Here is a 21,723-nt window from a genome sequence, read left to right as displayed (position 1 = left end):
TACTGCCGGCGGTCTTTCATGGAAAAACTGCCGACATCCTCCAAAGCTCTGCGCTACCTGCCCTTTCTTGTGGCATCGGCATTCTTTATGCAAATGCTGGATGCCACCATCCTGAACACGGCCATTCCCACCATTGCCCGCAGCTTCAACAGCCATCCGCTGCAACTCCACTCCCTGGTAACGGCCTATACGCTCACCGTCTGCGTCCTGATACCGGCCTCCGGATGGATCTCCGACAAGCTGGGCTCCCGCCGTACTTTCCTGCTGGCCATCTCTGTTTTTTCTGCGGGGTCCCTCCTGTGCGCCCTTTCCACCTCCATTCCCATGATGACGGCATGCCGCGTCATCCAGGGAATAGGCGGCGCCTTCCTGATGCCCGTCGGGCGCCTTGTCGTCCTGCGCTCCTATCCCCGTTCCATGTTCGTCAATGTCCTGAACATTGTGACGATTCCTGCGCTGCTGGGTCCCCTTCTGGGGCCGGTGCTGGGCGGCATCATCGCGCAGTACGCTTCCTGGCACTGGATATTCCTGATCAACATCCCGGTTGGCATGGCGGGCCTGTGGGCCACCCGGAAGCTGATGCCGGACCTGAAAGCGGTTCGGGAACAAAAATTCGACTGGCGGGGGTTCTTCCTCTTCTCCTCCTCCGCCGTGCTGGCTACAATGGGCCTCTCCTCCGCGGGAGGCGTAACCGATAAGACGCGCATGGCCATCCTCACGTCAGCCGGAGGCATTCTCCAGCTTCTGTACTGGACGCTGGCGTTCCGTTCAAAAGCCCCCATCTTCAGCCCGGCTCTGTTCCGCATCAGAAACTTTGCCATCGGAATCGCCGGCAACATCGTCTGCCGCCTGGGCGGAAGCTGCCTGCCGTACCTGATCCCGCTTTTCTTTCAGGTGGTGCTCGGTTATTCCGCCCTTCAATCCGGCCTGTCCCTGATTCCGCTGGCCCTGAGCAATTTACTGGCAAAAACGGTTGCGCCGCGTCTGCTCGGGAAATTTGGTTACCGGAACATCATGGTCGTCAATACCTTTACCATAGGCGTTCTGCTGGCCTCCTTCCATTTTGCAGGCCCCGGAACCCATGAACTCATTCTTCTGGGCATGCTCGCAATGCTGGGCGGGGCCAACTCCATTCAGTTCACCTGCATGAACACCCTGACGCTGATTGACCTCCCCAATGCAGACGCCAGCAGCGGAAACTCCCTGCTTTCCACAATCATGCAGCTCTCCATTGCTGTCAGTATTGCCGTGGCCTCCCTGCTGCTGGACAGTTTCGGCGGCCATGCGGCTACCTCCGGGAAAGCTGTGGAAGCCGCCTTTCATGCCACTTTCGCCACCATCGGCGCCATTGCCGCGGCCAGCTCCTTCATCTTCGCCCTGGTGGACAAAGACAAGGGAATCACCCGCAAACGCAGAAAAGCAGCCTGAAGGGGAAAACCTCCGCCCCTGTTCAGGAACAGGAAGAGAGGCCTTCCGCCTCAAGGGAACAGCACTGCGCAAACCGGGCGCGGGACTCTTCCAGAGTAATCGGTTTCTTATCCTCCCCCAAGGCTACATAAACCAGCTCCGCCTCTGTAATCTTGGCAATGTTATTGCAGAGCTTCGTCAGGCGTTCCGCGTACACCTCCACCTTCACGGTAATGGAAGTGCGGCCCACCCTGATAATCTCCGCATAAAAGGAAACGACGTCGCCCACCAGCACGGGAGCTTCAAACGTCAGGCTGCTTACCGCACGCGTCACGATATAGCGGCTTAACGCATAGCGCATGGCGGTATTGGCTCCCGCCAGGTCCACCTGGCTCATCACCCAGCCGCCGAATACTTCCCCGCTTTGATTGGTGTCCGCAGGCATGGGTTCCACGCGCAGGGCGGGAATGCGCCCTTCCGGAAGCCGGGTATGATGATATATATTTTCCATAAATAAGAATAATTATAAATTAATGAAAATATGCTTATCTATCACAGCCCTCTTGTAAAGGGTAAAACGCGGAAGCGGAAAATGGGCGGCGCCGGCACGCTCTGCGGGAAAAAGAAATCAACCAGAAATAAAATGCCTTCCCAGATTGATTATTGCTGGACGGGCGGATTTCCGTGTCTTATCCCGGAGCTTTTCCACCATGGCCGGCAAGGGCGGTTGTCCATTACTCATGGACTGCAACCATGAATCCAAAATGAAAAAAGTGGACGGAGAGGAACATCCCGCTTCCGACTTTGCCTACGTTCCCGATCCGGAAAAGCCTTCCACCTGGAAACTGCCGATTTTCAATATGCGCCATGTAGGAGGGGCCCTGGCCGCCATGACCGGCGACTATCGCGGCAATCCCGTTGAAATACCGGAAAGAGATCGCCGTGCCGTCATGAAAAAAATCCTGGCCAGGAAAGTGAAACTGGAACAGGAGGAAAACTGATTCCGTTTTCTTTCATTCCGTTTTTCCGCTTTTAAAAAGAAATTTAATTATTCGAAAATTATCAAGCATCCCAAGGATGTTTTTCTTTAAGGCGGATTGGGAAATTCAACCAGATTCAAAAAATCTGAAAATCAAACATCTTTCTCCGGTCTATAAAAACAACATGCATAAAATTCCTATATAAATAAATATCAATGACATATTGAAATAAAAACATGTCTTCCCCTGAACAGGCCGTTCGAATCCAGGTCATCACGGATAGGAAATGAAGAATGCCGGGAAAAAATGCTGCCGGTCATTTCCCGCATGGCAGCGCTTTTCCCCTTCCGTCAACTCCGTCCCAAAATATAACTGATGATAAAATGAACACAGAAGACATTAATAAAATACAGGACCCGCGCGGCGAATTCCGCCAGGAAGGATATGAACAACAACAGCAGAAAGCCCCCGGCCTGCAATCCGAAATGAAACCCGTGCCGGATTCCGGGGAACAGAGCTACCATGGCTGCAACAGGCTCCGTGGCCGAAAAGCCCTGGTCACAGGGGGAGATTCGGGCATAGGCCGGGCGGCGGCTATTGCCTACGCGCGCGAAGGAGCCGACGTAGCCTTGAACTATCTTCCTGAAGAACAAAGCGATGCTGAAGAAGTGGCGGAACTCATCAGAAAGGAGGGCCGGAAGGCCGTCCTGCTGCCGGGAGACCTCAGCGATGAAGCCTTTTGTAAAAAACTCGTCAGGGATGCCCTGGAAAAACTTGGTGGGCTGGACATCATGGCCCTGGCAGCCGGCAAGCAAGTGGCGGTGGAAGATATTCGTGATATTACCACGGAACAATTAACCAAGACATTTGAAGTAAATGTGTTCTCTCTGTTCTGGATTGCCAGGGAAGCCCTTCCGCATCTCAAGCCGGGGACGAGCATCATTACCTGCTCATCCATCCAGGCCTACCAGCCCGGCAAGAACCTGGTGGACTATGCCTCCACGAAAGCGGCTATCATCGCGTTCAGCCGCGCCCTGGCCAAGCAGGTCGCTCCCAAAGGCATCCGGGTCAATGTGGTGGCTCCCGGCCCCATCTGGACAGCTCTGCAAGTAACCGGAGGCCAGCTGCAGAAAGACCTGCCGGAATTCGGACGGAAAACGCCCCTCAGAAGGGCAGGCCAGCCTGTAGAGCTCTCCGGACTGTACGTCTTTCTCGCCTCCCAGGAATCCAGCTTCATTACTGCGGAGGTCTTTGGCGTTACCGGCGGCATGCATCTGGCCTGATGCGGAATCCCTATCCGCAGGCCACACCTCCGGATAACCGGGAAAGCGGCCGGAAACGGCTCTGCAAAGAAATCAGGGCATGGCTCCATTTCCCGGTTGTCCCGGAAAAAGATTCCTGCTTGAATAGCAGGTAATGGCATTCCGGAGGTTTTAGCACGGGGATACCTGGTGCATCTTGCAGAACGCATGGGCGACAAAAACTACCGTTACCGGAAAACGCCCGCCGGTGCTTCCATCCAGAAAGCTGTGTACTATCTCCTGCCTTACCGCGCCAACCCTGAAACATGGCCCCGGCAAGGCTCCGGGGCAAACACTCCCCTTCCCGCCATCTTTGAACCGGCGCAGACGGGCGGGACACAACGGAAACGCTCCTGAACCACGCCCGCCGTTAAAAACGCCCGTTGTTCCTGCTTATTGAACATTCCCTGTTCAGCAGCATTATTAACGGGACCGTTTTCACGGAAAACGGCTTAATAAGAAATTTCCCCGGTGTTTTTTCTGTCAGATTTTTCCTTTCTTTTTGCTGCTTTCCATTCCCACGGAGATATGGGATTCGGGTCAGACCAGATGCCTTTTTGGGCCTTTCTGGCATCTCTTTCAAGAGAAACGAGCTTCCGGCTGGCGGAAAAATTTTTATAAATCCACGCCCATCCTTCCTTTACCATCTCTTCGTTGACGAACATTTTTCCATGCCATATTTCCCCTAAAATACGGCCGTACCTGTCATTCCCGGTATACCGGACTGTAACCGTCTCTCCCCAAATCAGCTTTTCCAGGTATTCCTTGGCGCCTTCATACCCGTCCTGCCCCCTTTCCGGCGTATCAATTCCCTCAAGCCGTATCCGGTGCGTACGCATTTGTTCAGGCGTCTTTTCCAGAAGGATGACCGTGTCGCCGTCAATCACGTTAATCACGACTCCCCTCATACTTTCGGCAAAAGCCATGCAGGAACTTATCAGGAAAACCAAAAGCCATTTCATGAAAAATGATATAATCTAAAAAATATCAGGCCGCAACTATTCTTTAGAGGAACTGTTCCCGCACTGTTCATGCGACCGGGAACGAAGGGAAACCTCTCCGGCATCCACAGGCAATCAACCATGCGGCCATGGGGAATGGACTGCAAGTTCAGCAAGGAGAACCGGACGCCCCGCAGCATTCAACGGCATGGGATGAATCATCTTACTCATTTCTTCAATTCTTCTGCTATTCTGCCGAGATTCTTTTCCGTTGCCTTTCTCAATTTCTCCTGCTGTTTCCAGTACCACGCCGTTCTTTCCGATACTCCGGCCTGCTTCGCCAGCCAGCGCACGGCTCCGCTCGTGTCACAGCCCGTTTTCTTCTGAACGGCTTCCAGAAGTTGAGCGACATATTGATTCATGGATTCCGGGGCGATATTATTTCGATTCCCATGCCTGGCTGAATTCCCCCTCCCGGAACAGGGAGGCAATCCCGCTGAGCTGCTTGAGGCGCAGCAATTCTTCCGCGTCCATTCCCAGGTTTTTAAGTATCCACGCATCTGACATGCCCGCCTCCGTCAACTCCTGGATAATACTGGTCATGAGGGCGATATTATGAGATCCTCGGGCACGGTTGTGCCTGATGGTGGAAGCCATGCGGTTTCCAAGAGGCTTGTCGATTACGGCCACCGGCATCATGCCGCCCTCCCGTTCGTAAATATCGCGGTAGGTTTTCATAATCTGGCAGCGGTGGAAACCGTCCACGATTTCATAGGTCCCGTCCTCCAGCTTATAGCAGACAATGGGCATCGTATAGCCGTCCTCCTTGATGCTCTGGTAGAGCAGCTTCATTTCGGGGGGCGCCACGCTGTTCGGGTTGTAAGCGTTGGAACGTATCTGGTCCAGAGGAACGCGCCGGATTTGGTAAACGGGGGATTGATAGGAGCTTTTCATAAAATGTTGCGATATTTATTGACGGCGGCCCGGCGCCGGGCAATCGCTCCCTTGGTTGGGCCGAACCCGGCGTACTTGCAAAAGTAGTCGTTCTTCATGATGCAGATGCACATACGCTTGTAGGAAGGCACCTGCCGGAAATTGCTGACCGGCATGTCGTCAGGGTAGCCCATGAACCGGACGACGTCGCGGTCGACGTAACGGCCCGACTTTCCCGTCACGGTCGCCAGCGGATAGGCGGCCAGCACTTCATCGGCAGTTCCGGGATCGACGGTGCCCCCTTTCATCCAGTACTTTTTGGACCTTTCCAAAATGTTGTTGTAGTGTTCCGCCGTTTTCCTGTTCATTGTAGAAAGCAGGAATTCATAATAAGACTTCCAGGTATGGCCGGGCGGCAGTTTAATGGTTTTCCAGCCCATGGCCGTCGTGCCTCCGTACAAACCCGTAAAATTGACGCCGTTGACGCGGCCGACCATGCGCGCCCAGTTGGCAGGATCAATAACTTTATAAAGCTTCAGGCTTTCCTGGGCGCAGTCATTGAACGGGCTCGCCACCCGCATCTGCCCGATCGTGAGGCCTGCCTGGTACAGGAGGTCATAAAGGCGGTTGTAGTCAAAACCAAAGCGGGCATTGGCCGTCCAGACGTCACTGACGCGCCAGTCATAAAGAGGGTAGGCGCTGACGGTTATGGCATCAGCCCGTGTAATCCACTTCCTTCCCTCATAAGACGTCCTCTTATTGCCGCGGGCAACGGCGGCGTATCTGTTGAGACTTTCATCCGCCCGCAGCCCTACCATGACGGCAGTGCTTCCGTGTTTTTTGGCAAAATGGCGTGAAAGCTTATCCTGGAATTCATAGTCCACCATGCCGTGCCGGAACGGAACGTCCAGATTCTTTTCGTTGACTACATAGGGATTCTCCGGCATGGGCCGCACCCACAGTTTTTTTTGGGCGGCGCTCCACGGCGTCCAATAGGGTTCCCCCAGGGAGCATGCGGACTGGGCCCTGATCGGCACACAATACCACATTTTACGGATGCCGGGGAATTGCTCCAGAAATGTTCTGGTCACATACTCGGTCGTCATCTGGTATTGGGCCTCATAATCAAGGTGGTACATGGACAGTTTGTCCAGCAGGCCCTGTTCGGCGGCGTAACGATAGCAGAGATTAAGCATGACGCCGCTGTCCTTGCCGCCCGAAAAGGACACCAGGACATTGTCAAACTCCCGGAAACAATAGGCAATGCGTTCTAAAGCCGCCTCATAAACATTTTTATCCAGATATGTTTTCACAATTTTTCCAAAGCCTGGTTTCCGCCATCCGCCGCCAGCTCCCTGCCGGATGAGAACACGCCGCCCCGGATACGGTCGCCGGAAGCCATGCATTTTCCCTGAAACCGCTCTTGAAGCCTGCAGTTCATAGGGATATCCCCTGTTCTTTCAAACAGGATTGCAGCGCTTTTATTCCTGCATAAATAAGCAACATCATGTTTTTTCATGTTTTCAAACGCGCAGCATCTTATCGTCCGCTATTTTCCGTCAGCAATACCAACCTACTGAATTATTGCGGCAGGTCAATGTTTTTACTGCAATTATTTCAGTAATTTTATTGTCATCGCTCTTCTTCTCAAAATACCCGCGCTTTTTAGCGAGTAACGCCATTACCGAAACGCCTTGCCTATGGCGTCATGACCTTCTTTCCCTCTCCACGGCATCCCCGCCATGTTCAGAATGCACAAAGCTGCGGCGGCATACACGGTCCCGGAATAGGAGACGCAGAAACGATAATCCGCTTAAAATGATCGTGGCCGGGAAAAGCCCCCCTTTTCCTTGTTACAACCCGGGATCCCGACAGAACATGAATCTCCGGCGCACTCCTTAAACATGCCGCCAGATTAGCGCTTCAGGCGTTTCATGATTTTCTCTGAAACGCCAATGTTACGCCAAAACGGAATCAAAAAATGATATACGGCCAGCATTTATGGCTGTTTTTCCGTGGTTTTTTACACTTTCAGCCTCAAAACAGGCAAAAAAGAAGCCCTGTAATCCATTAAAATTACAGGGCTTAGAAAATTAGTGGCTCCCCCGGTTGGGCTCGAACCAACGACCTAGTGATTAACAGTCACCCGCTCTACCGCTGAGCTACAGGGGAGTTTGCATTCCATGGAACGCGGAAGGGTTTTTACTGGAGGCGCAGGCGTTTGGCAAGTACTTTTTTACTCTTGCAGGCTTTTTGACGCAAAAAGATTTCCGCGGCGCGGTCATGGCAACGGTGTTTTCTTGACCTTTGAAGGGAGAATGACCAGACTTTCAGCGACATGAGTGAACATCACCATCATATTGCTGTCCTGGCCGGCGACGGCATTGGGCCCGAGGTTATGGCAGAGGCCCTGAAGGTTCTGGATGCCGTAAGCGGCAAGTTCGGCTTCACTGTAAGTCGCAAGGAGGCTTTTGTGGGGGGTGCGGGCATTGACCACTGCGGCAAGGCCCTTCCCGAAGAAACCATTCGCGCCTGCGAAGAGGCGGATGCCGTTCTGTTCGGCTCCGTGGGCGGTCCCAAATGGGAGCATCTTCCCGCCAATGAACAACCGGAACGCGGAGCTCTGCTGCCTCTGAGAAAACATTTCGGCTTGTATGCCAACTTGCGTCCGGGCGTATGCCTTCCGGCCCTGACCCATGCCTCTCCCATCAAGAATGAACTGATTGAAGGCGGATTCGACATTTTATGCGTCCGGGAATTGACTGGAGGTCTGTATTTCGGCCAGCCCCGTTTCCGCGAACAGGAAGGAGACGACGAAGTCGTCGTGGATACCATGCGCTACCGTAAAAGCGAGATGGTGCGCATCGCCAAAGTGGCGTTCGAGGCCGCGCGCGGCCGCCGCAAGCGCGTCACCAGCGTGGACAAGGCCAATGTGCTGACCAATTCCCTGCTGTGGCGCGAGACGATGATTGAAGTTTCCAAGGATTATCCCGACGTGGAACTGCTGCATATGTACGTGGACAATGCCGCCATGCAGCTGGTGCGCAATCCCCGCCAGTTCGACGTGCTGGTGACGGAAAACCTGTTCGGCGACATTCTTTCCGATGAAATGGCCATGATTTGCGGTTCCCTGGGCATGCTTCCCAGCGCCAGCCTGTGCCAGGGCGCGCAGGACAACGGCCTGTTCTTCGGCCTTTACGAACCCTCCGGAGGCTCCGCCCCGGACATTGCCGGCAAGGGCATTGCAAACCCGATCGCCCAGATTCTTTCCCTTTCCATGCTGTTGCGCTACTCTCTGGGAGAAAAAGCCGCGGCAGACGCCATTGACGCCGCCGTCCGCCGCGTCATTGACCAGGGCTTCCGCACGGGCGACCTGGCTACGGGAGCGCCCGGAGAAATCCGCGTGAACACGGCGGAAATGGGCGACGCCATTATCGCCGCCCTGTAAGCAGAGCCCATTCTTCCGGTGCCGCAGGCCCCTTCCCCTGCGGCATCCCTTCCCTCCGTTTTCCTCTCTCATTTCCGGGATTTTCCGGTTCTTCATCCATCTATCATGAACATCCTTATCATTGGCCAGGGAATTGCCGGAAGCTGTCTGGCGTGGGAATTGAAACGCCTCGGCGCGGATTTCACGGTCGCAGACCGCCCCGTGGCGGAAACGGCCTCCCGGGTGGCGGCCGGATTGGTGAACCCTCTGACAGGCCGCGCCTTCCGGCCCGGATGGCGGCAGGAAGAATGCCTGGCGGCGGCAGAAGCCTTTTACCCGGAGACGGAACGGGAATTGGGCGGGTCCTGGTGGCAGAAAACTCCGATTTTCCGTGAAGTGGAGACGGAGGACCAGTTTGAAATCTGGCAGGAACGCCAGACGGCTCAGGAATCCTGCGCCTATGCCGGGCCTCTTTTTCCATGGCCGGAACACTGGGAAGGGCGCGGAAAAGCCGCTTATACGCGAGGCTCCGCCGTGTTGCACGTGGAGAACATGGTTACCGCCATGCGGCGGTTCTTTATGGAACAGGGCCGTTTTGTGGAAGCGGATGTGTCCCCCGCAGATATCCGGCCGGACGCAGACGGCCTCTTCCGCTGGAACGGCCGCACGTTTTCCCACATCGTCTGGTGTACCGGCTGGGAAGCCGGACTCCATCCGGACATGTCTCCGCTGAAGGGGCGCCCCTCCAAAGGAACTATTCTGGATTTGGATTTGAAAGAGCTGGACTGGCATGCCGGCGTCCTGCATTTCGGGCACTGGCTGGTTCATAACGGTTCTTTCTGGCGCTTCGGGGCCACTTACGCGTGGGCGTGGGATGCGCCCGGCATTCCGGAAGCCCCCGCCGTCCAGGAATTGATGCTGGATCTGGTTAAACGCTATTCAGGGAACATGGACGTCATCCGCGCCCGAGCCGCCGTCCGCCCCATCATCCGCCGCAGCCAGCCGGTCGCCGGCCCCATTCCCGGGCTGGACGGCCAGTTCGTCTTCTCCGGGCTCGGCAGCAAGGGGGTGACCACGTCCCCATGGTCCGCCGCCCAGCTTGCCGGGCATCTCGTGCACGGAGCGGACCTGCCGCCGGATCTGCTGCCTGCCGCGCTCTGGAAATGATGCGGGATGCCAGTCGCCCTGCCTTGAACGGAACAGCTATTTTCCTTGTCAAAAGGCTCTGAACGCGATTACATGCGGCCTTATATGCGAGCGGAGAAAGAGAACTGGGGAGATACGGTACGGGAGCGTCTGTTTGACCAGCGCAGCGCCGTCATGGTGCACTGGCTGATTCTGCTCAATGTAGTTGTCTTTATCCTGGGGTTCTTCTTCCAGGTGGACATCCCAAGGAACATTTACCCGCCCGTTCATTTGGACTTGATCCAGCTCTACGGGGCTTACAGCGAATATACGTGTTTTCACGAGGGGGAATTGTGGCGGTTGTTCACCTACCAGTTTCTTCACGCCAATCTGGGGCACATCATGTTCAACATGATTGCCCTGTGGTTTTTCGGCCCGGTTGTAGAGGAACGTTTCGGCCATGGGCGTTTCCTGCTGTATTACCTGTTTTGCGGCGTGGCGGCGGCTCTGTTTTCCTCCCTGCTGGGGTACATGGGATTCTTTGATCCGGAATGGCGCTTCATTCCCATGGTGGGGGCCTCCGGTTCCATTTATGGCATCATGGCCGCATGCGCGGTGCTCTTTCCCCATGCCCGGGTACAGCTTCTGTTTCCCCCGGTTAATCTGAGCGTGCGCCAGTTTGCCCTGGCCGTTCTCGGCATTGCCGCGGCCGTCATTATTTTCCAATGGAACAATGCGGGCGGGGAAGCCGGCCACCTGGGCGGCATGTTCGCCGGATTTATCCTGACATTGCTGATTCTATGGAAGGAAAAGCTGTCTTCTTCCAGACGGAGGGCGGCCTCTTCTTTCCACTATTCCCCTGAGCTTTCCGGCCGCCGCCCGGCGCAGGCCAGCCCCTCTGAAAAAGAAGTGGATGAAATCATGGAAAAAATATCCAGGTCCGGCCTGTCCAGCCTGACGGAGGAGGAACGGGAAATTCTCCGGCGCGCTTCCCGTCGCTGAACTATTTGTTAGATATTTTTATATTTTTCGTTATTTTCCTTCCTTTTCTGTCATCCATTCCCTAGCATGGACGAATGATGACGCGACTGTATTCCTCCACCGTCCTGGGCGTAGATGGGGTAGAAGTGGAGGTGGAAGTGGATTTCCGCCCCATGGCGGAAAAACGCACCTTTATTGTCGGCCTTCCGGATGCAGCCGTGAAAGAAAGCGGGCAGCGCGTGGACACGGCCATACAAAACAGCGGCCTTCCTTTTCAGCAGGGCGTCTTCGTCGTCAATCTGGCCCCGGCGGATTTAAGGAAGCAGGGCCCCGGATTTGACCTTCCCATCGCCCTGGGAATGGTTGCGGGAGCGGCGGAAAAGGAGATGGACGCTTCTGCCTGGTGCATTGTAGGAGAACTGGCCCTGGACGGAACCGTCCGCCCCGTGCAAGGCATTCTGCCGCAAATCACGGAAGCACGGCGCATGGGCAGGAGACGCATCATGCTGCCGCACGCCAACGCCTGTGAAGGGCTGCCCGTGCAGGGCGTGGAGATTTATCCCGTTTCTTCCCTGAGGGAAGCATGGCATTTGCTTACTTCCGACGCTCTGCCGCCTCCATTTACGGGTTCAGGGCAAGAGGTGCGCGCTTCCCGGGACAAAGACGCCGCTGTGGATTTTGACGAAATCAAGGGGCAGCCTTATGCACGCCGCGCCATGGAGATTGCGGCGGCAGGAGGCCATAATATCCTGCTTTGCGGCTCTCCGGGGTCCGGCAAATCCATGCTGGCGCAAAGGCTCCCGACCATTCTTCCGCCGCTGAGTCCGGAGGAAGCGTTGGAAACCAGCAAAATCCATTCCGTATGCGGCCTGTTGAAACGGGGGAATGGCCTGGTGGATCAGCGTCCGTTCCGGGCTCCCCACCACACCATTTCCGATGTCGGGCTGATGGGGGGAGGAGCAAACATCACGCCGGGAGAAGTATCCCTGGCCCACAACGGCGTTCTCTTTCTGGATGAATTGCCGGAATTCCGCCGCTCCGCTCTGGAAACCCTGCGGCAGCCGCTGGAAACCGGCCAGGTAGTTATTTCCCGCGCTTCCGGCACCATGACATTCCCGTGCCGTTTCATGTTGGCTGCCGCCATGAACCCGTGTCCCTGCGGTTATCTGGGAGACAGGAGACGGGCCTGCACCTGCCCCCCGGCGCAGATCGCGCGCTACCGCCGCAAGATTTCAGGCCCGCTGCTGGACCGGTTTGACCTGCTGATGGAAGTTCCCGACGTGGATCCCTCTATTCTGGCCTCCGCGCCTGCCGGAGAATGTTCCGCCAGTATCCGGGAACGCGTGGCGGCCGCACGGCGGCTCCAGGCCAGCAGATACGCAGGAACGCCTTTCCGCAATAATGCGGCCCTTTCCGGAAAAGCGCTCCAGAAATATTGCCGCCTGCAGCCGGAAGGACGGTCCATCCTGCTCCGCGCCGTGGAAGAACTGTCCCTTTCCGCCAGAGCCTACGACCGCATTCTCAAGGTGGCCCGGACCATCGCGGATTTGGAAGGAACTTCCGATATTCAGGATGCACATTTGTACGAAGCCGTGCAGTACCGGGCTTTCGAACAATCACTGAGGGATTAGAGCGCCATTAATCCCTTTTCTTTCGCAGTCAGCCAAAAATTATTCTCGTGCTAAAAATAAAAAAGAGGCAGCTTTTCAGCTGCCTCCCGAATAAAGAAGGTATTTACTATGAGCGTCTGCGGCGCAACAGCATAGCTCCCAGACCCAGCAGGCCCAAAGACGCGGCGGCAGGCTCGGGAACCGTTTCATAGGAAACCTGTATACCTGTAATTGTATAAGCGGAAGTAGCGGTTCCAGCGCCACCGCGCACCCCGGCGACTACCTTATACCCTTCTTCCCAGGTAAGGGGGAGCATCCGACATATCCAGAGAAACTGTTGTTGTTTCCGATGTAGAAGTAAATGAAAAATTCTGTACCCTGGAGAGCTCCTCAACCAGACTGCCGGTGGAATCATATACGGCAAGCACCACGGAATAACTGGTGATGACGGAAGAAGGAGTATTGCAGGAAAACGTAATGGAAGAAACGGAATCACCCTACTGCGACCCTCCAAGAACCATGGCGAAGGAATCCCCGCTAACTCCGACACGTCCGCATAATGTAATGGTTCCTGCATTGTCCTCATTCACCCAAGCGCCTTCATTATTTATCCCCCAATTTGAAATGGAATTGTTATTGCCGCCGGCATATATTCCATTTTGCAGGTCCTTTACTTTGTTCAGAAGCTCTTGCCCTGATGTTCTCGCCATAGTGGCGGTCTGTATTACGCTTTGCGATTCAGGAAGCTCGGCAATAACCGTAGCCGCCTGGACGGACATCATACATGCGCAACTGGCTGACAAAATATAATGATGAACTCTCATAACGCTTTGCGTTAGTTAGAGGATTTACAATCCGCTGTTCCCTTTATCCAATCCCTGATAATGAAAAAAGCCGCCTCAGCAACAGTGAGGCGGCTCTCTCCAAGAAGAAACTTTAACGAATAACTTCCAAAGCCTGTTTGAGATCCGCAATAATGTCTTCCGCAGCTTCCGTCCCTACGGAAAACCGGATGAGGTCGGGTCGTACGCCCGCCTCCATGAGCTGTTCATCCGTCAACTGACGGTGCGTATGACTGGCGGGATGGAGAACGCAGGTGCGGGAATCTGCTACATGGGTCACGATAGCGGCCAGTTTCAGACTGTCCATAAACTTGATGGAACGCTCACGGCCTCCCTTGATGCCGAAGGTTACTACGCCGCAGGATTGGCCGCCGCGGAATTGCTTCTGCGCCAGTTCATAATACTCATTGGAAGAAAGCCCCGGATAGTTGATCCAAGCAACATCTTCCTGCCCTTGCAGGAATTCCGCCACTTTTTGCGCGTTTTCACAATGCCGCGGCACGCGCAGGTGGAGGGTTTCCAGGCCCAGGTTGAGCAAAAAGGCGTTCTGCGGGGACTGGATGGAACCCAGATCGCGCATGAGCTGGACAGTCGCCTTGGTGATGTAGGCGCCCTTGCCGAAGCTTTTGCTGTAGGAGAGACCGTGGTAGGAGGGGTCCGGTTCCGTCAACCCCGGGAATTGATCCCTGTGCGCCTCCCAGTCAAAATTGCCGCTGTCCACAATCACGCCGCCTACGGCGGCGGCATGGCCGTCCATGTACTTGGTAGTGGAGTGGGTGACGATATCCGCGCCCCATTCAAACGGACGGCAATTAATGGGAGTGGCAAAGGTATTGTCCACAATGAGGGGAACGCCGTGCGCATGGGCAATGTCCGCCATTTTACGAATATCCAGCACGCAAAGCGTAGGATTGGAAATAGTCTCCGCAAAGAAAGCCTTCGTATTGGGACGGAACGCTTTGGCGATTTCCTCCGCCGGGGCGTCCTGGTCCACGAAAGTAACTTCAATGCCCATTTTCCGGAATGTGACGGCAAAGAGGTTGTATGTGCCTCCGTAAATGGCCGCAGCGCTGACGATATGATCTCCAGCCTCGCAAATATTGAAAACGGCAAAGAAGGAAGCCGCCTGGCCGGAAGACGTCAGAATGGCGGCCACACCGCCTTCCAGTTCAGCGATTTTTCTGGCAACCGCCTCGTTGGTGGGGTTCTGGAGGCGTGTATAAAAGAAGCCGGATTCTTCCAGATCGAACAATTTTGCCATTTGTTCGCTGGTCTCATACTTGAACGTCGTGCTCTGGTAAATGGGCAATACGCGGGGTTCGCCCTTTTTAGGCGCCCAGCCCGCCTGCACGCACAGGGTTTCCGGTCTCAATTCCCGATTCATCATGCGGGGCATGCTATGCCATGCCGCCTGCCTTGTAAAGCAGGGAAAACCAGACGTATGGCCAAATCCGCCCCATTCCCTGCCGAAGCGCGCTCCCATATTTTTTCCCGGCATAAAACTCCCTGTTCCCGGCAAATCAGCTGCAAAGGCAAGGTCGTTTTACCTGCGCGCGGGACGCTCCTACGATGGAATAAAGCGGCAATTCCGCCAATGGCCTTTTCCCGGAACCAACCGTTTTCCGGCGAATGAAGCCGGGCGCATGATTACCTGATTTCCGGCAGGGGGGTGGCAATTTCCTCTTCCGTCAGATAGCAGCCGGGATCTGATCCGTACCAGTGCCCATTGGCAAACGCGGCACGGGTTCGGAAGCCTCCGCCGCACAGGGCGAAGTGAACGCAGCGGCCGCAACGGCCTTCAATCTTTTTCTGCCGTTCCAGAGGGTCGTCGGAGCCGCGCAGCTCAGGCAGCATCTCCACCGCGGCTCCGGCCCTGGCGTCCCATAAATCGGAAAACCGGTCATTCTTCACATTGCCCAGAGTAACGGATTGCCAGAACTGGTCCGGATGCACGGCTCCCTGCGTGTCAATGTTGGCGATGCCCCGGCCGGAACTGTTCGCGCCGCCGCCATTCCACTGGAGCAGGCCAAGGGTTTCCTTCGCCAGAGGGGAGCCTTCCCGGAGCTGGCGCAAAAGCAGGTAAATGCCGTCCGCAGGCTGAGTCACAGTCAGCACTTCACGGTTTTTCCCCTCCGCTTTCCATTCCTCCACACGGGCAATCAGCGTATCCATGGCATTCCGCGCTTCTTCCTGGGTCAGGGTTTGCACTTCCACGCCGCGGCCAGTGGGAACCAGATGGTAAAAACAGACGCGCTGGATGTCGTTGGCGTCAATAAAGTCCAAAATCCGGCCCATGCACTGCACATTGTTGCGGGTCAGCGTCAGGCGCAGGCCTGTCTTCTGCCCCACTTCACTGCAAAGCCTGAACCCGCGCACCGCCTGTTCAAAAGAACCTTCCACGCCGCGGAATTTGTCATGGACGGCGCCAATGCCGTCCAGGGAAATGCCTACGTACGCCACGCCCAGTTCCTTGAACCGCGCTGCGGCCTCCGGCGTGATGCGGGTGCCGTTTGTGGAAATGGTCACCTTCAGCCCTTTCCCGGTGGCACGTTCCAGCAATTCCATAAAACGTGGATGCACCAGCGGCTCCCCTCCGGAAAAAAGGAGGGCGTTCACCTTGTAGCCCGCCAAATCATCAATAACCGCGCAGCACTGGTCCCAATCCAGCTCCCCCTCAAATTTCCGGGCTGAGGCATCCGCATAACAGTGTACGCATTTGAGATTGCAGGTGCGCGTAATGTTCCAGACCACAATGGGCTTGCGCACGCGGGACGAAGCCGGCGCACAGGAATCCACGGCGCCCCCTGCAAAACGACCGTGCCCGTGGCCCTGTCCGTATCTCAAATGGTCCGCGGGCTGTTCCGCCCCTGTCCAAAGTCTGGTAATATTAATCATGGTGTTGTGAAAGCCTGGGCTGATAAGGGCAGAGGTTGTCTTCCGCCATCATGTCTCCGTAAACGGCATAGGCGCGGGACCGGGACCCTCCGCAGATGGAACGGTACTCACACCGTCCGCATTTGCCCTGCAACGCATTGTCATCCCGGAGCTTGAGGAAAAGAGGGTGCGTGCGGTAGATTTCTCCAGGGTCATCCGTCCGGACGTTCCCTGCCGTCATGGGCAGAAAACCGGAGGGCTGGATTTCCCCGGTATGGGAAATAAACATAATGCCTTTGCCGTCCCGGGTGGGGATGGCGCGGCGGGCAGGCTTGCTGCCCTGGGCGCGGGCTTCCTGAAGCGCCACGCGGCGGTAATGGTGTCCTTCCGTAGTTTTAACGCCGAAGGATACCTCATGGCTTATCCTGCTCAGTTTTTTCCAGACGGCTTCCACTTCTTCCGCGGCAGGCATTTCATCCATGGCGGCGCGGCCTGTGGGCACCAGAAGAAACACGCTCCACATGCCCGGTTTCATCCTATTCATCAGCTCCACAAAGTCGTCAAATTCTCCCAGCGTGCTCCTGGTGATGGTGGTGTTGATTTGCAAGTGCATGCCGGCTTCCTTCGCCATTTCCGCTGCCCGGAGAGTCCGTTCATACGTGTGGGGAACGCCGCGGAAAGCGTCATGGGTACTCTCATGCGCGCCGTCCAGGCTCAACGACATGCTCTGGACTCCGGCTTCTTTCAACGCACGGAAATCCGTGTGCAGAAGCCGGGCGGTAGCAGCAGGGCTCAAGGCCACATGCAGCCCCTTGCCGGAAGCCGCACGGATCAATTCCAGAATATCCGGCCTCATGACCGGGTCGCCGCCCGTCAGCACCAGCATGGGAGGCCGCAGTTCCGCCAACTGGTCAATCAGGCGCAATGCCTCCTCATGGGTCAATTCATCCGGGTGGGGACGCGGCTGGGCTACGGCGCGGCAATGTCTGCACGCAAGCGCGCAAGCGCGCGTCACTTCCCAGAAAACCAGGAAGGGGCGTTCATTGAGATCTGTTTCACTAAAAACCGGTCGCATTTCTCAGGACAGTCAATTTAGAACAATTATAATTTTTGACCAGCTCAAAAGGACGCATCCCCTAAAAAGTTCACTTAACCGCCTCTTCACGGATTTTTTGAACTTCCTTAGGCAATTCGGAAAGGGAATTCACAGCTTCCTTCAGGCTCCTGGAAGCATCCGGAGAAAGCATGATGGCCGTCACATGCTTGACAATGGGCTGCATCATTTCCACAAGCTGCTGCTGCACTCCCATCAGCTTGGCCTGCTGGTTGCGGGTGAGAGGCGGCAGGGCGGCCTGTTTTTTGGCGACGTCCAGCAGAGCCTCCCGGTAACGGCCAATCTGTTTCACAGCAGCCTTGCTGGTTTCTTCATCCTTTGCCTTGGCCAGGGAATCATGAAGCTTTCTGACTTCATCCACAGTTTTGACCAGCAGGGTTTCATGCGTGTTGCCCTCCGCATCCTCCGGGAATGGCTCCGCATGCTCGGCCTTGTCCCGGGAAGCCTGCGCCAGTTCCGTCTGGACAGACCGCAAATCCGCCAGGGCCTTTTGCAAATCGGGCGTAAGCAGTCCTTCCTTCTTTAAACGGGCCAGGGATTCTACCAATTTGCCGGAAATTTTCTGCACTTCCGTCATCTGGGCAGAAACCTGAGCCTGCTCCTGAAGTGTAGCGCCGGGAAGTTCCAGCTGCCTTTTTCCAAGATCCAGCAGTTTTTCGCGCACTTTTTTAACTGTTTCCACAGCAGCGGCCGCGCCGGGTTCATCCGTCACCTTATCCAAGGCTGCCGCAATTTCATGCATGCTGGCAACGCTCTGTCTGGTCAGGGAAAGATGGGAATCCTGGGCAAATGAGGGAGCTGTCATGAAGACGGCAGCGCCTAAGCCGATGAAAGCAGCGGTTTTATTCATAATATGGAAGCCTTTCCGGCATGGAAGAATACGTTTTCCTCCCTTCCCCGTCAATGGCGGCTATTGTCAGGGCTACTGCATGAAAAAAGGGCTGCCCGCAAGCAAACGGACAGCCCTTCTGAGATTTTTAACAGCCCGGCTTTAGTCACGCTGCTGGCGTGAATACTTGTAGTAGCTCTGGAAGCTGAGTTCCGCAGGGAATTCGCTCAGACCGCCATTGGGATTGTACTCCTTGAGGCCGCTCATGCCGCAACGTCCCTGATACGGAGGCTTGTACGTGCATTTGTAAGTGGGAGCCCAGAAGGTGACAAGTTCATAGATTCCGTAGCCCATGCGCTCAAACATGGTAGCGGTGCCATCAACAATGCCTACGGAAAAACCGGCATAATCTCCTTCGCGGCTCGTCCAGTTGATGATTCCCAGCGGAATTTCTTCAACGGAATAAATAAGGTTGGCGATGGCGCGGCCCAGCTTGCGAGTGGGGGTGTATTCGGAAGCGGGGGGAGCCTGAATGTCCGCGCTGGCGACGCCAAGGACGCCGGCGGCAAAAAAAGCTGAGATGATGGCACGTTTCATACTGATTGTTTATATAGTATAATTTGTCGAGGAAAAGCAACTCAAAAAAACAGAAAATCAATCCGACTCCGGCCGGGGGTCACGCGTCATAAGTTCCGCAAGCGCTTCCATCGGCGGCTTGGATTCATAAAGAACGGAATAAACGGCGTCAATCAGGGGAGTCCTGACATCCAGCTTCCGCGCAATTTCATAGACGGAAAGGGTGTTGGGCACCCCTTCCGCCACCATGCCCAGGGTATCCAGGATTTCCTGGAGACTTTTCCCTTCCGCCAGTCTCCGCCCCACCGTCTGGTTGCGGGAGTGGCGGGAATAGCAGGTAACGATCAGATCGCCTACTCCGGAAAGGCCCATGAAGGTTTCCCTGCGGCCCCCGCTGGCGACGCCGATGCGCGTCATTTCAGCCAGGCCGCGGGTCAGCAGAGCGGCCTGGGCGTTGTCCCCCAGATTCAGCCCTTCACATAAGCCGGCCCCGATGGCAAAGACGTTTTTAATGGTTCCGCCCAGCTGCATGCCGATGATATCCGTAGCGGAATAAACACGGAAGGTTTTGGATGCAAATATCTGCTGCGCCCAATCCGCATATTTGGGATCTTCAAATCCAATCAGGGAAGCGGACGGAAGGCCCAGGCAGATATCTTCCGCATGATTGGGACCGGAAAGCACGCCTATGGGGTTGGAGGGCAGATATTCCTGGAGGATTTCCGTCATTCTTTTATGGGTTCCCTGTTCAATGCCCTTGGTGCAGGAGACGATGACGGCATCCGGCAGCACCGGCAGGCTGCGCAGCTGCTGGGCCACGGAACGCATGGCCACGGAAGGGACCACTACCACAATGAGCTCCGCGTCCCTTGCCTGATCCAGGTCGCAAGTAGGATGAATATTGGGGGCCAGAGGAAGGGCGGTTTTCGAAAGGACCGGGCTGCGCCTTGTTTCGGCCAGCTGCCTGGCCTGAGCCTCTTCCGGCGTCCACAGGACGACTTCACATTCCCGGGTCGCCAGAACCATGGAGAGGGCCGTGCCCCAGGAACCGGCGCCAATGACTGCTATTTTATGTAACCGATTCATCATCTTACTTGGACTTTTTGGAATAGAAGGAGTGCTCCGTTCCGTTGAGAAGCCTGATGATATTGGAACGGTGCTTGAGAATCACCAGCGCGCCCACTAACGTGAAAAAGGCGACGTAAAGTATCTGGGGGGAGACTGCCCCGGCTTGGCAAAGCGGATAAATCCACCATCCGGCGGCGATCATCACCACAGCGGCCACCAAGCTGGCCAGGGACACGATGCCGGAGATTCCCATAACCACCAGCCAAGAAGCCAGAGCCACACAGGCCACCACCGGATTGAGGGCAAATAAAACCCCCGCGGTTGTCGCTACGCCTTTTCCTCCCCTGAATTTCAGGAAACAGGTGTAAGTATGACCGAGTATAACAGCGAAACAGGAGAGAACGACCAAAACGTTGAAATCCCAGCCGCCCGCATCCCCCGTCAGGAACGGCAGCCAGTTCAAAGCGCCGAATACAGGAATGAATCCCTTTAAAAAGTCCAGAATGAAAACGGAAAGGCCCCATTTCCAGCCCAGCACGCGCCACGCGTTGGTAGCGCCTATGTTGCAGGAACCCTGCTGCCTCAGGTCAATTCCTTTGACTCTGCCGGCAAGGTAGCCGAACGGAACCGCTCCAATCAGGTAATAGAAAACTATCCAGGCGATCATGTTGTGTGGATTGTATTCTACCCCTCCGCCAGTCAAATGACAATGGGGAAATCAATTCCGGCCCAGTTCTTTCCGGAGGAGCCGCTCCTGTAAAAGAGCTCCATGCCTGAAGCTTCCTTCAACTCCGCATCTTCAGCATTCTCCGTCTCCCTGCCTGCGGAAAAAGCCTTGTTCAAAGCGCAATAAAAACAACGCGGACATTTTCCGCCCGTACAAAACCATGCTCCCGCATTTCCTTTGCCGGAATCAGCTTATTTCGCGCCCGCACAGGGTTTTCGCATGACGGCGGCCCAGACGGAAGCATTATCCTGCTGAGGCTCCAGCATATCCTTCACCTGTTCCATGATAGTTTCCACCAGCTCACGGCTGGAACAATCCCTGGCCTTTTGAAGAGCCAGGAAAGAAGGTTCTCTCAACAGCTCGCTCCAAACCTGCAGGCCATCCGAACAGGCCAGCACCGCATCTCCCGGATGCAGAAGCAGGGGCATGGCGCTGATATCCACCAGTTCCATGGGACCGCCCATGACGGCGGAACGGAGAACGGAACGCTGCCGAAGCGCGCCTTGAAGGGACATTTTCCCTTTCCGGTAAAGGCAATCCGCAATCGGTCTCATGGAATGGTCTTCATTCAGGCGGTCCATGCGGAAACTGTCTGCCCCGCTCCATAAATAAAGGGGGGAGTCTCCCACACTGATCCACCACAGGAAATGGTCGCGGATGAAGACGGCCAGCAACGTGGTCCCGGATTCCTCCGGTTCCTTCTGAATGGCGGCCAACGCCCTGTTGGCCGCATGCAGAGCAGCCGTTAAACGTTCCGGGATATCCTCTATGCCGCTTTCCGCAAAGACTGCGGCAAATTCCTGCGCTACCACACAGGAGGCACGATCCCCGCGAAGATGCCCTCCCATGCCGTCGCACACAATGCCCAGCGTCCCGCCGGCGGCGGGAAGACTTTTAACCACGTCTTCCTGTTCGCGGCGTTTGCCGATCCATTGGGCGGAAGCGCAATCCAGAATATCCAGGGTGCTGGAAGCCATGCAACGGTGGT

24 protein-coding genes and 1 tRNA gene are annotated in these 21,723 nt (G+C 55.7%); 8 read left to right on the top strand and 17 right to left on the bottom strand.

Annotation, left to right across the window (positions count from 1 at the left end; genetic code table 11):
* Positions 1–18 precede the first annotated feature (18 nt).
* Positions 19–1,428, top strand: a complete 1,410-nt coding sequence (locus CI070_RS11150; RefSeq protein ID WP_094136968.1) for a DHA2 family efflux MFS transporter permease subunit — start codon at positions 19–21, stop codon at positions 1,426–1,428.
* A gap of 22 nt (positions 1,429–1,450) precedes the next feature.
* Here CI070_RS11150 and CI070_RS11145 read toward each other — a convergent pair whose 3' ends face one another.
* Positions 1,451–1,918 (bottom strand): acyl-CoA thioesterase, encoded by a 468-nt coding sequence (locus tag CI070_RS11145; protein WP_094136690.1) that lies wholly within the window; start codon positions 1,916–1,918, stop codon positions 1,451–1,453.
* Between the two features lie 229 nt (positions 1,919–2,147).
* On the opposite strand from CI070_RS11145, the gene CI070_RS11140 reads away from it, so the two are divergent.
* The 3 genes from CI070_RS11140 to CI070_RS11130 all read left to right on the top strand — a co-directional run bounded on the left by CI070_RS11140 (position 2,148) and on the right by CI070_RS11130 (position 4,045).
* Positions 2,148–2,408 carry a hypothetical protein gene (locus CI070_RS11140; RefSeq protein ID WP_143245656.1) on the top strand — a complete coding sequence of 87 codons (261 nt, stop codon included), beginning with the start codon at positions 2,148–2,150 and terminating at the stop codon, positions 2,406–2,408.
* A 362-nt stretch (positions 2,409–2,770) separates the two neighbouring features.
* A complete protein-coding gene (locus CI070_RS11135; RefSeq protein WP_094136688.1) occupies positions 2,771–3,670 on the top strand; it encodes an SDR family oxidoreductase in 900 nt (299 codons plus the stop codon).
* 168 nt (positions 3,671–3,838) lie between these two features.
* The gene (locus CI070_RS11130; protein ID WP_143247171.1) at positions 3,839–4,045 is read left to right on the top strand and encodes an alginate lyase family protein; all 207 of its coding nucleotides are present in this window, start codon (positions 3,839–3,841) and stop codon (positions 4,043–4,045) included.
* A gap of 95 nt (positions 4,046–4,140) precedes the next feature.
* On the opposite strand, the gene CI070_RS11125 is transcribed toward CI070_RS11130, so the two are convergent.
* The 5 genes from CI070_RS11125 to CI070_RS11100 all read right to left on the bottom strand — a co-directional run bounded on the left by CI070_RS11125 (position 4,141) and on the right by CI070_RS11100 (position 7,734).
* Complete coding sequence (locus CI070_RS11125) at positions 4,141–4,614, bottom strand: thermonuclease family protein (RefSeq protein WP_218824899.1); 474 nt, start codon at positions 4,612–4,614, stop codon at positions 4,141–4,143.
* 242 nt (positions 4,615–4,856) lie between these two features.
* Complete coding sequence (locus CI070_RS11120; RefSeq protein WP_094136685.1) at positions 4,857–5,051, bottom strand: hypothetical protein; 195 nt, start codon at positions 5,049–5,051, stop codon at positions 4,857–4,859.
* A gap of 16 nt (positions 5,052–5,067) precedes the next feature.
* Positions 5,068–5,583, bottom strand: coding sequence for an IbrB-like domain-containing protein (locus tag CI070_RS11115; RefSeq protein ID WP_094136684.1), 516 nt, complete (start codon positions 5,581–5,583; stop codon positions 5,068–5,070).
* Complete coding sequence (locus tag CI070_RS11110; RefSeq protein WP_094136683.1) at positions 5,580–6,875, bottom strand: phosphoadenosine phosphosulfate reductase; 1,296 nt, start codon at positions 6,873–6,875, stop codon at positions 5,580–5,582. The genes CI070_RS11115 and CI070_RS11110 overlap by 4 nt, the downstream gene beginning before the upstream one ends.
* Positions 6,876–7,659: 784 nt before the next feature.
* A tRNA-Asn gene (locus tag CI070_RS11100) sits at positions 7,660–7,734 on the bottom strand.
* A 166-nt stretch (positions 7,735–7,900) separates the two neighbouring features.
* Between CI070_RS11100 and leuB the strand changes: the two genes are divergently transcribed.
* The 4 genes from leuB to CI070_RS11080 all read left to right on the top strand — a co-directional run bounded on the left by leuB (position 7,901) and on the right by CI070_RS11080 (position 12,726).
* Positions 7,901–9,010, top strand: a complete 1,110-nt coding sequence (gene leuB / locus CI070_RS11095; protein WP_094136681.1) for a 3-isopropylmalate dehydrogenase — start codon at positions 7,901–7,903, stop codon at positions 9,008–9,010.
* 105 nt (positions 9,011–9,115) lie between these two features.
* Positions 9,116–10,156, top strand: coding sequence for an NAD(P)/FAD-dependent oxidoreductase (locus CI070_RS11090; RefSeq protein ID WP_143245655.1), 1,041 nt, complete (start codon positions 9,116–9,118; stop codon positions 10,154–10,156).
* 84 nt (positions 10,157–10,240) lie between these two features.
* Positions 10,241–11,116: a rhomboid family intramembrane serine protease gene (locus CI070_RS11085; protein ID WP_179218440.1), complete on the top strand. Its 876-nt coding sequence runs from the start codon at positions 10,241–10,243 to the stop codon at positions 11,114–11,116.
* A gap of 74 nt (positions 11,117–11,190) precedes the next feature.
* Positions 11,191–12,726, top strand: coding sequence for a YifB family Mg chelatase-like AAA ATPase (locus tag CI070_RS11080; RefSeq protein WP_094136678.1), 1,536 nt, complete (start codon positions 11,191–11,193; stop codon positions 12,724–12,726).
* A 106-nt stretch (positions 12,727–12,832) separates the two neighbouring features.
* On the opposite strand, the gene CI070_RS14620 is transcribed toward CI070_RS11080, so the two are convergent.
* The 11 genes from CI070_RS14620 to CI070_RS11030 all read right to left on the bottom strand — a co-directional run bounded on the left by CI070_RS14620 (position 12,833) and on the right by CI070_RS11030 (position 21,712).
* Positions 12,833–13,021, bottom strand: a complete 189-nt coding sequence (locus CI070_RS14620) for a PEP-CTERM sorting domain-containing protein (protein ID WP_094167851.1) — start codon at positions 13,019–13,021, stop codon at positions 12,833–12,835.
* 181 nt (positions 13,022–13,202) lie between these two features.
* On the bottom strand, positions 13,203–13,529 hold the full coding sequence (locus CI070_RS13675) for a hypothetical protein (protein WP_179218438.1): 327 nt from the start codon (positions 13,527–13,529) through the stop codon (positions 13,203–13,205).
* A gap of 112 nt (positions 13,530–13,641) precedes the next feature.
* On the bottom strand, positions 13,642–14,931 hold the full coding sequence (locus CI070_RS11065) for an aminotransferase class I/II-fold pyridoxal phosphate-dependent enzyme (RefSeq protein ID WP_094136967.1): 1,290 nt from the start codon (positions 14,929–14,931) through the stop codon (positions 13,642–13,644).
* A gap of 263 nt (positions 14,932–15,194) precedes the next feature.
* A complete protein-coding gene (locus CI070_RS11060; protein ID WP_094136676.1) occupies positions 15,195–16,442 on the bottom strand; it encodes a radical SAM protein in 1,248 nt (415 codons plus the stop codon).
* A complete protein-coding gene (locus tag CI070_RS11055; protein WP_094136675.1) occupies positions 16,435–17,496 on the bottom strand; it encodes a radical SAM protein in 1,062 nt (353 codons plus the stop codon). Before CI070_RS11055 ends, CI070_RS11060 begins: the two co-directional genes overlap by 8 nt.
* Before the next feature lie 70 nt (positions 17,497–17,566).
* Complete coding sequence (locus CI070_RS11050) at positions 17,567–18,340, bottom strand: hypothetical protein (protein WP_143247170.1); 774 nt, start codon at positions 18,338–18,340, stop codon at positions 17,567–17,569.
* A 186-nt stretch (positions 18,341–18,526) separates the two neighbouring features.
* Positions 18,527–18,961, bottom strand: coding sequence for an exosortase system-associated protein, TIGR04073 family (locus CI070_RS11045; protein WP_094136673.1), 435 nt, complete (start codon positions 18,959–18,961; stop codon positions 18,527–18,529).
* 57 nt (positions 18,962–19,018) lie between these two features.
* The gene (locus tag CI070_RS11040) at positions 19,019–20,029 is read right to left on the bottom strand and encodes an NAD(P)H-dependent glycerol-3-phosphate dehydrogenase (protein WP_094136672.1); all 1,011 of its coding nucleotides are present in this window, start codon (positions 20,027–20,029) and stop codon (positions 19,019–19,021) included.
* 1 nt (position 20,030) lies between these two features.
* Complete coding sequence (gene plsY, locus CI070_RS11035) at positions 20,031–20,675, bottom strand: glycerol-3-phosphate 1-O-acyltransferase PlsY (protein WP_094136671.1); 645 nt, start codon at positions 20,673–20,675, stop codon at positions 20,031–20,033.
* A 32-nt stretch (positions 20,676–20,707) separates the two neighbouring features.
* Positions 20,708–20,851 carry a hypothetical protein gene (locus CI070_RS13670; protein WP_179218436.1) on the bottom strand — a complete coding sequence of 48 codons (144 nt, stop codon included), beginning with the start codon at positions 20,849–20,851 and terminating at the stop codon, positions 20,708–20,710.
* 75 nt (positions 20,852–20,926) lie between these two features.
* Entirely contained in the window at positions 20,927–21,712 is a 786-nt protein-coding gene (locus tag CI070_RS11030; protein WP_094136670.1) for a PP2C family protein-serine/threonine phosphatase, read from the bottom strand.
* Positions 21,713–21,723 lie beyond the last annotated feature (11 nt).

Origin of the sequence: Akkermansia muciniphila (genome assembly GCF_900184965.1) — a bacterium.
In the GTDB taxonomy this organism is placed as follows: domain Bacteria; phylum Verrucomicrobiota; class Verrucomicrobiia; order Verrucomicrobiales; family Akkermansiaceae; genus Akkermansia; species Akkermansia muciniphila_A.
The sequence above is the reverse complement of the archived record's forward strand: the minus strand, read 5'-3'. Positions and strand labels throughout refer to the sequence as shown.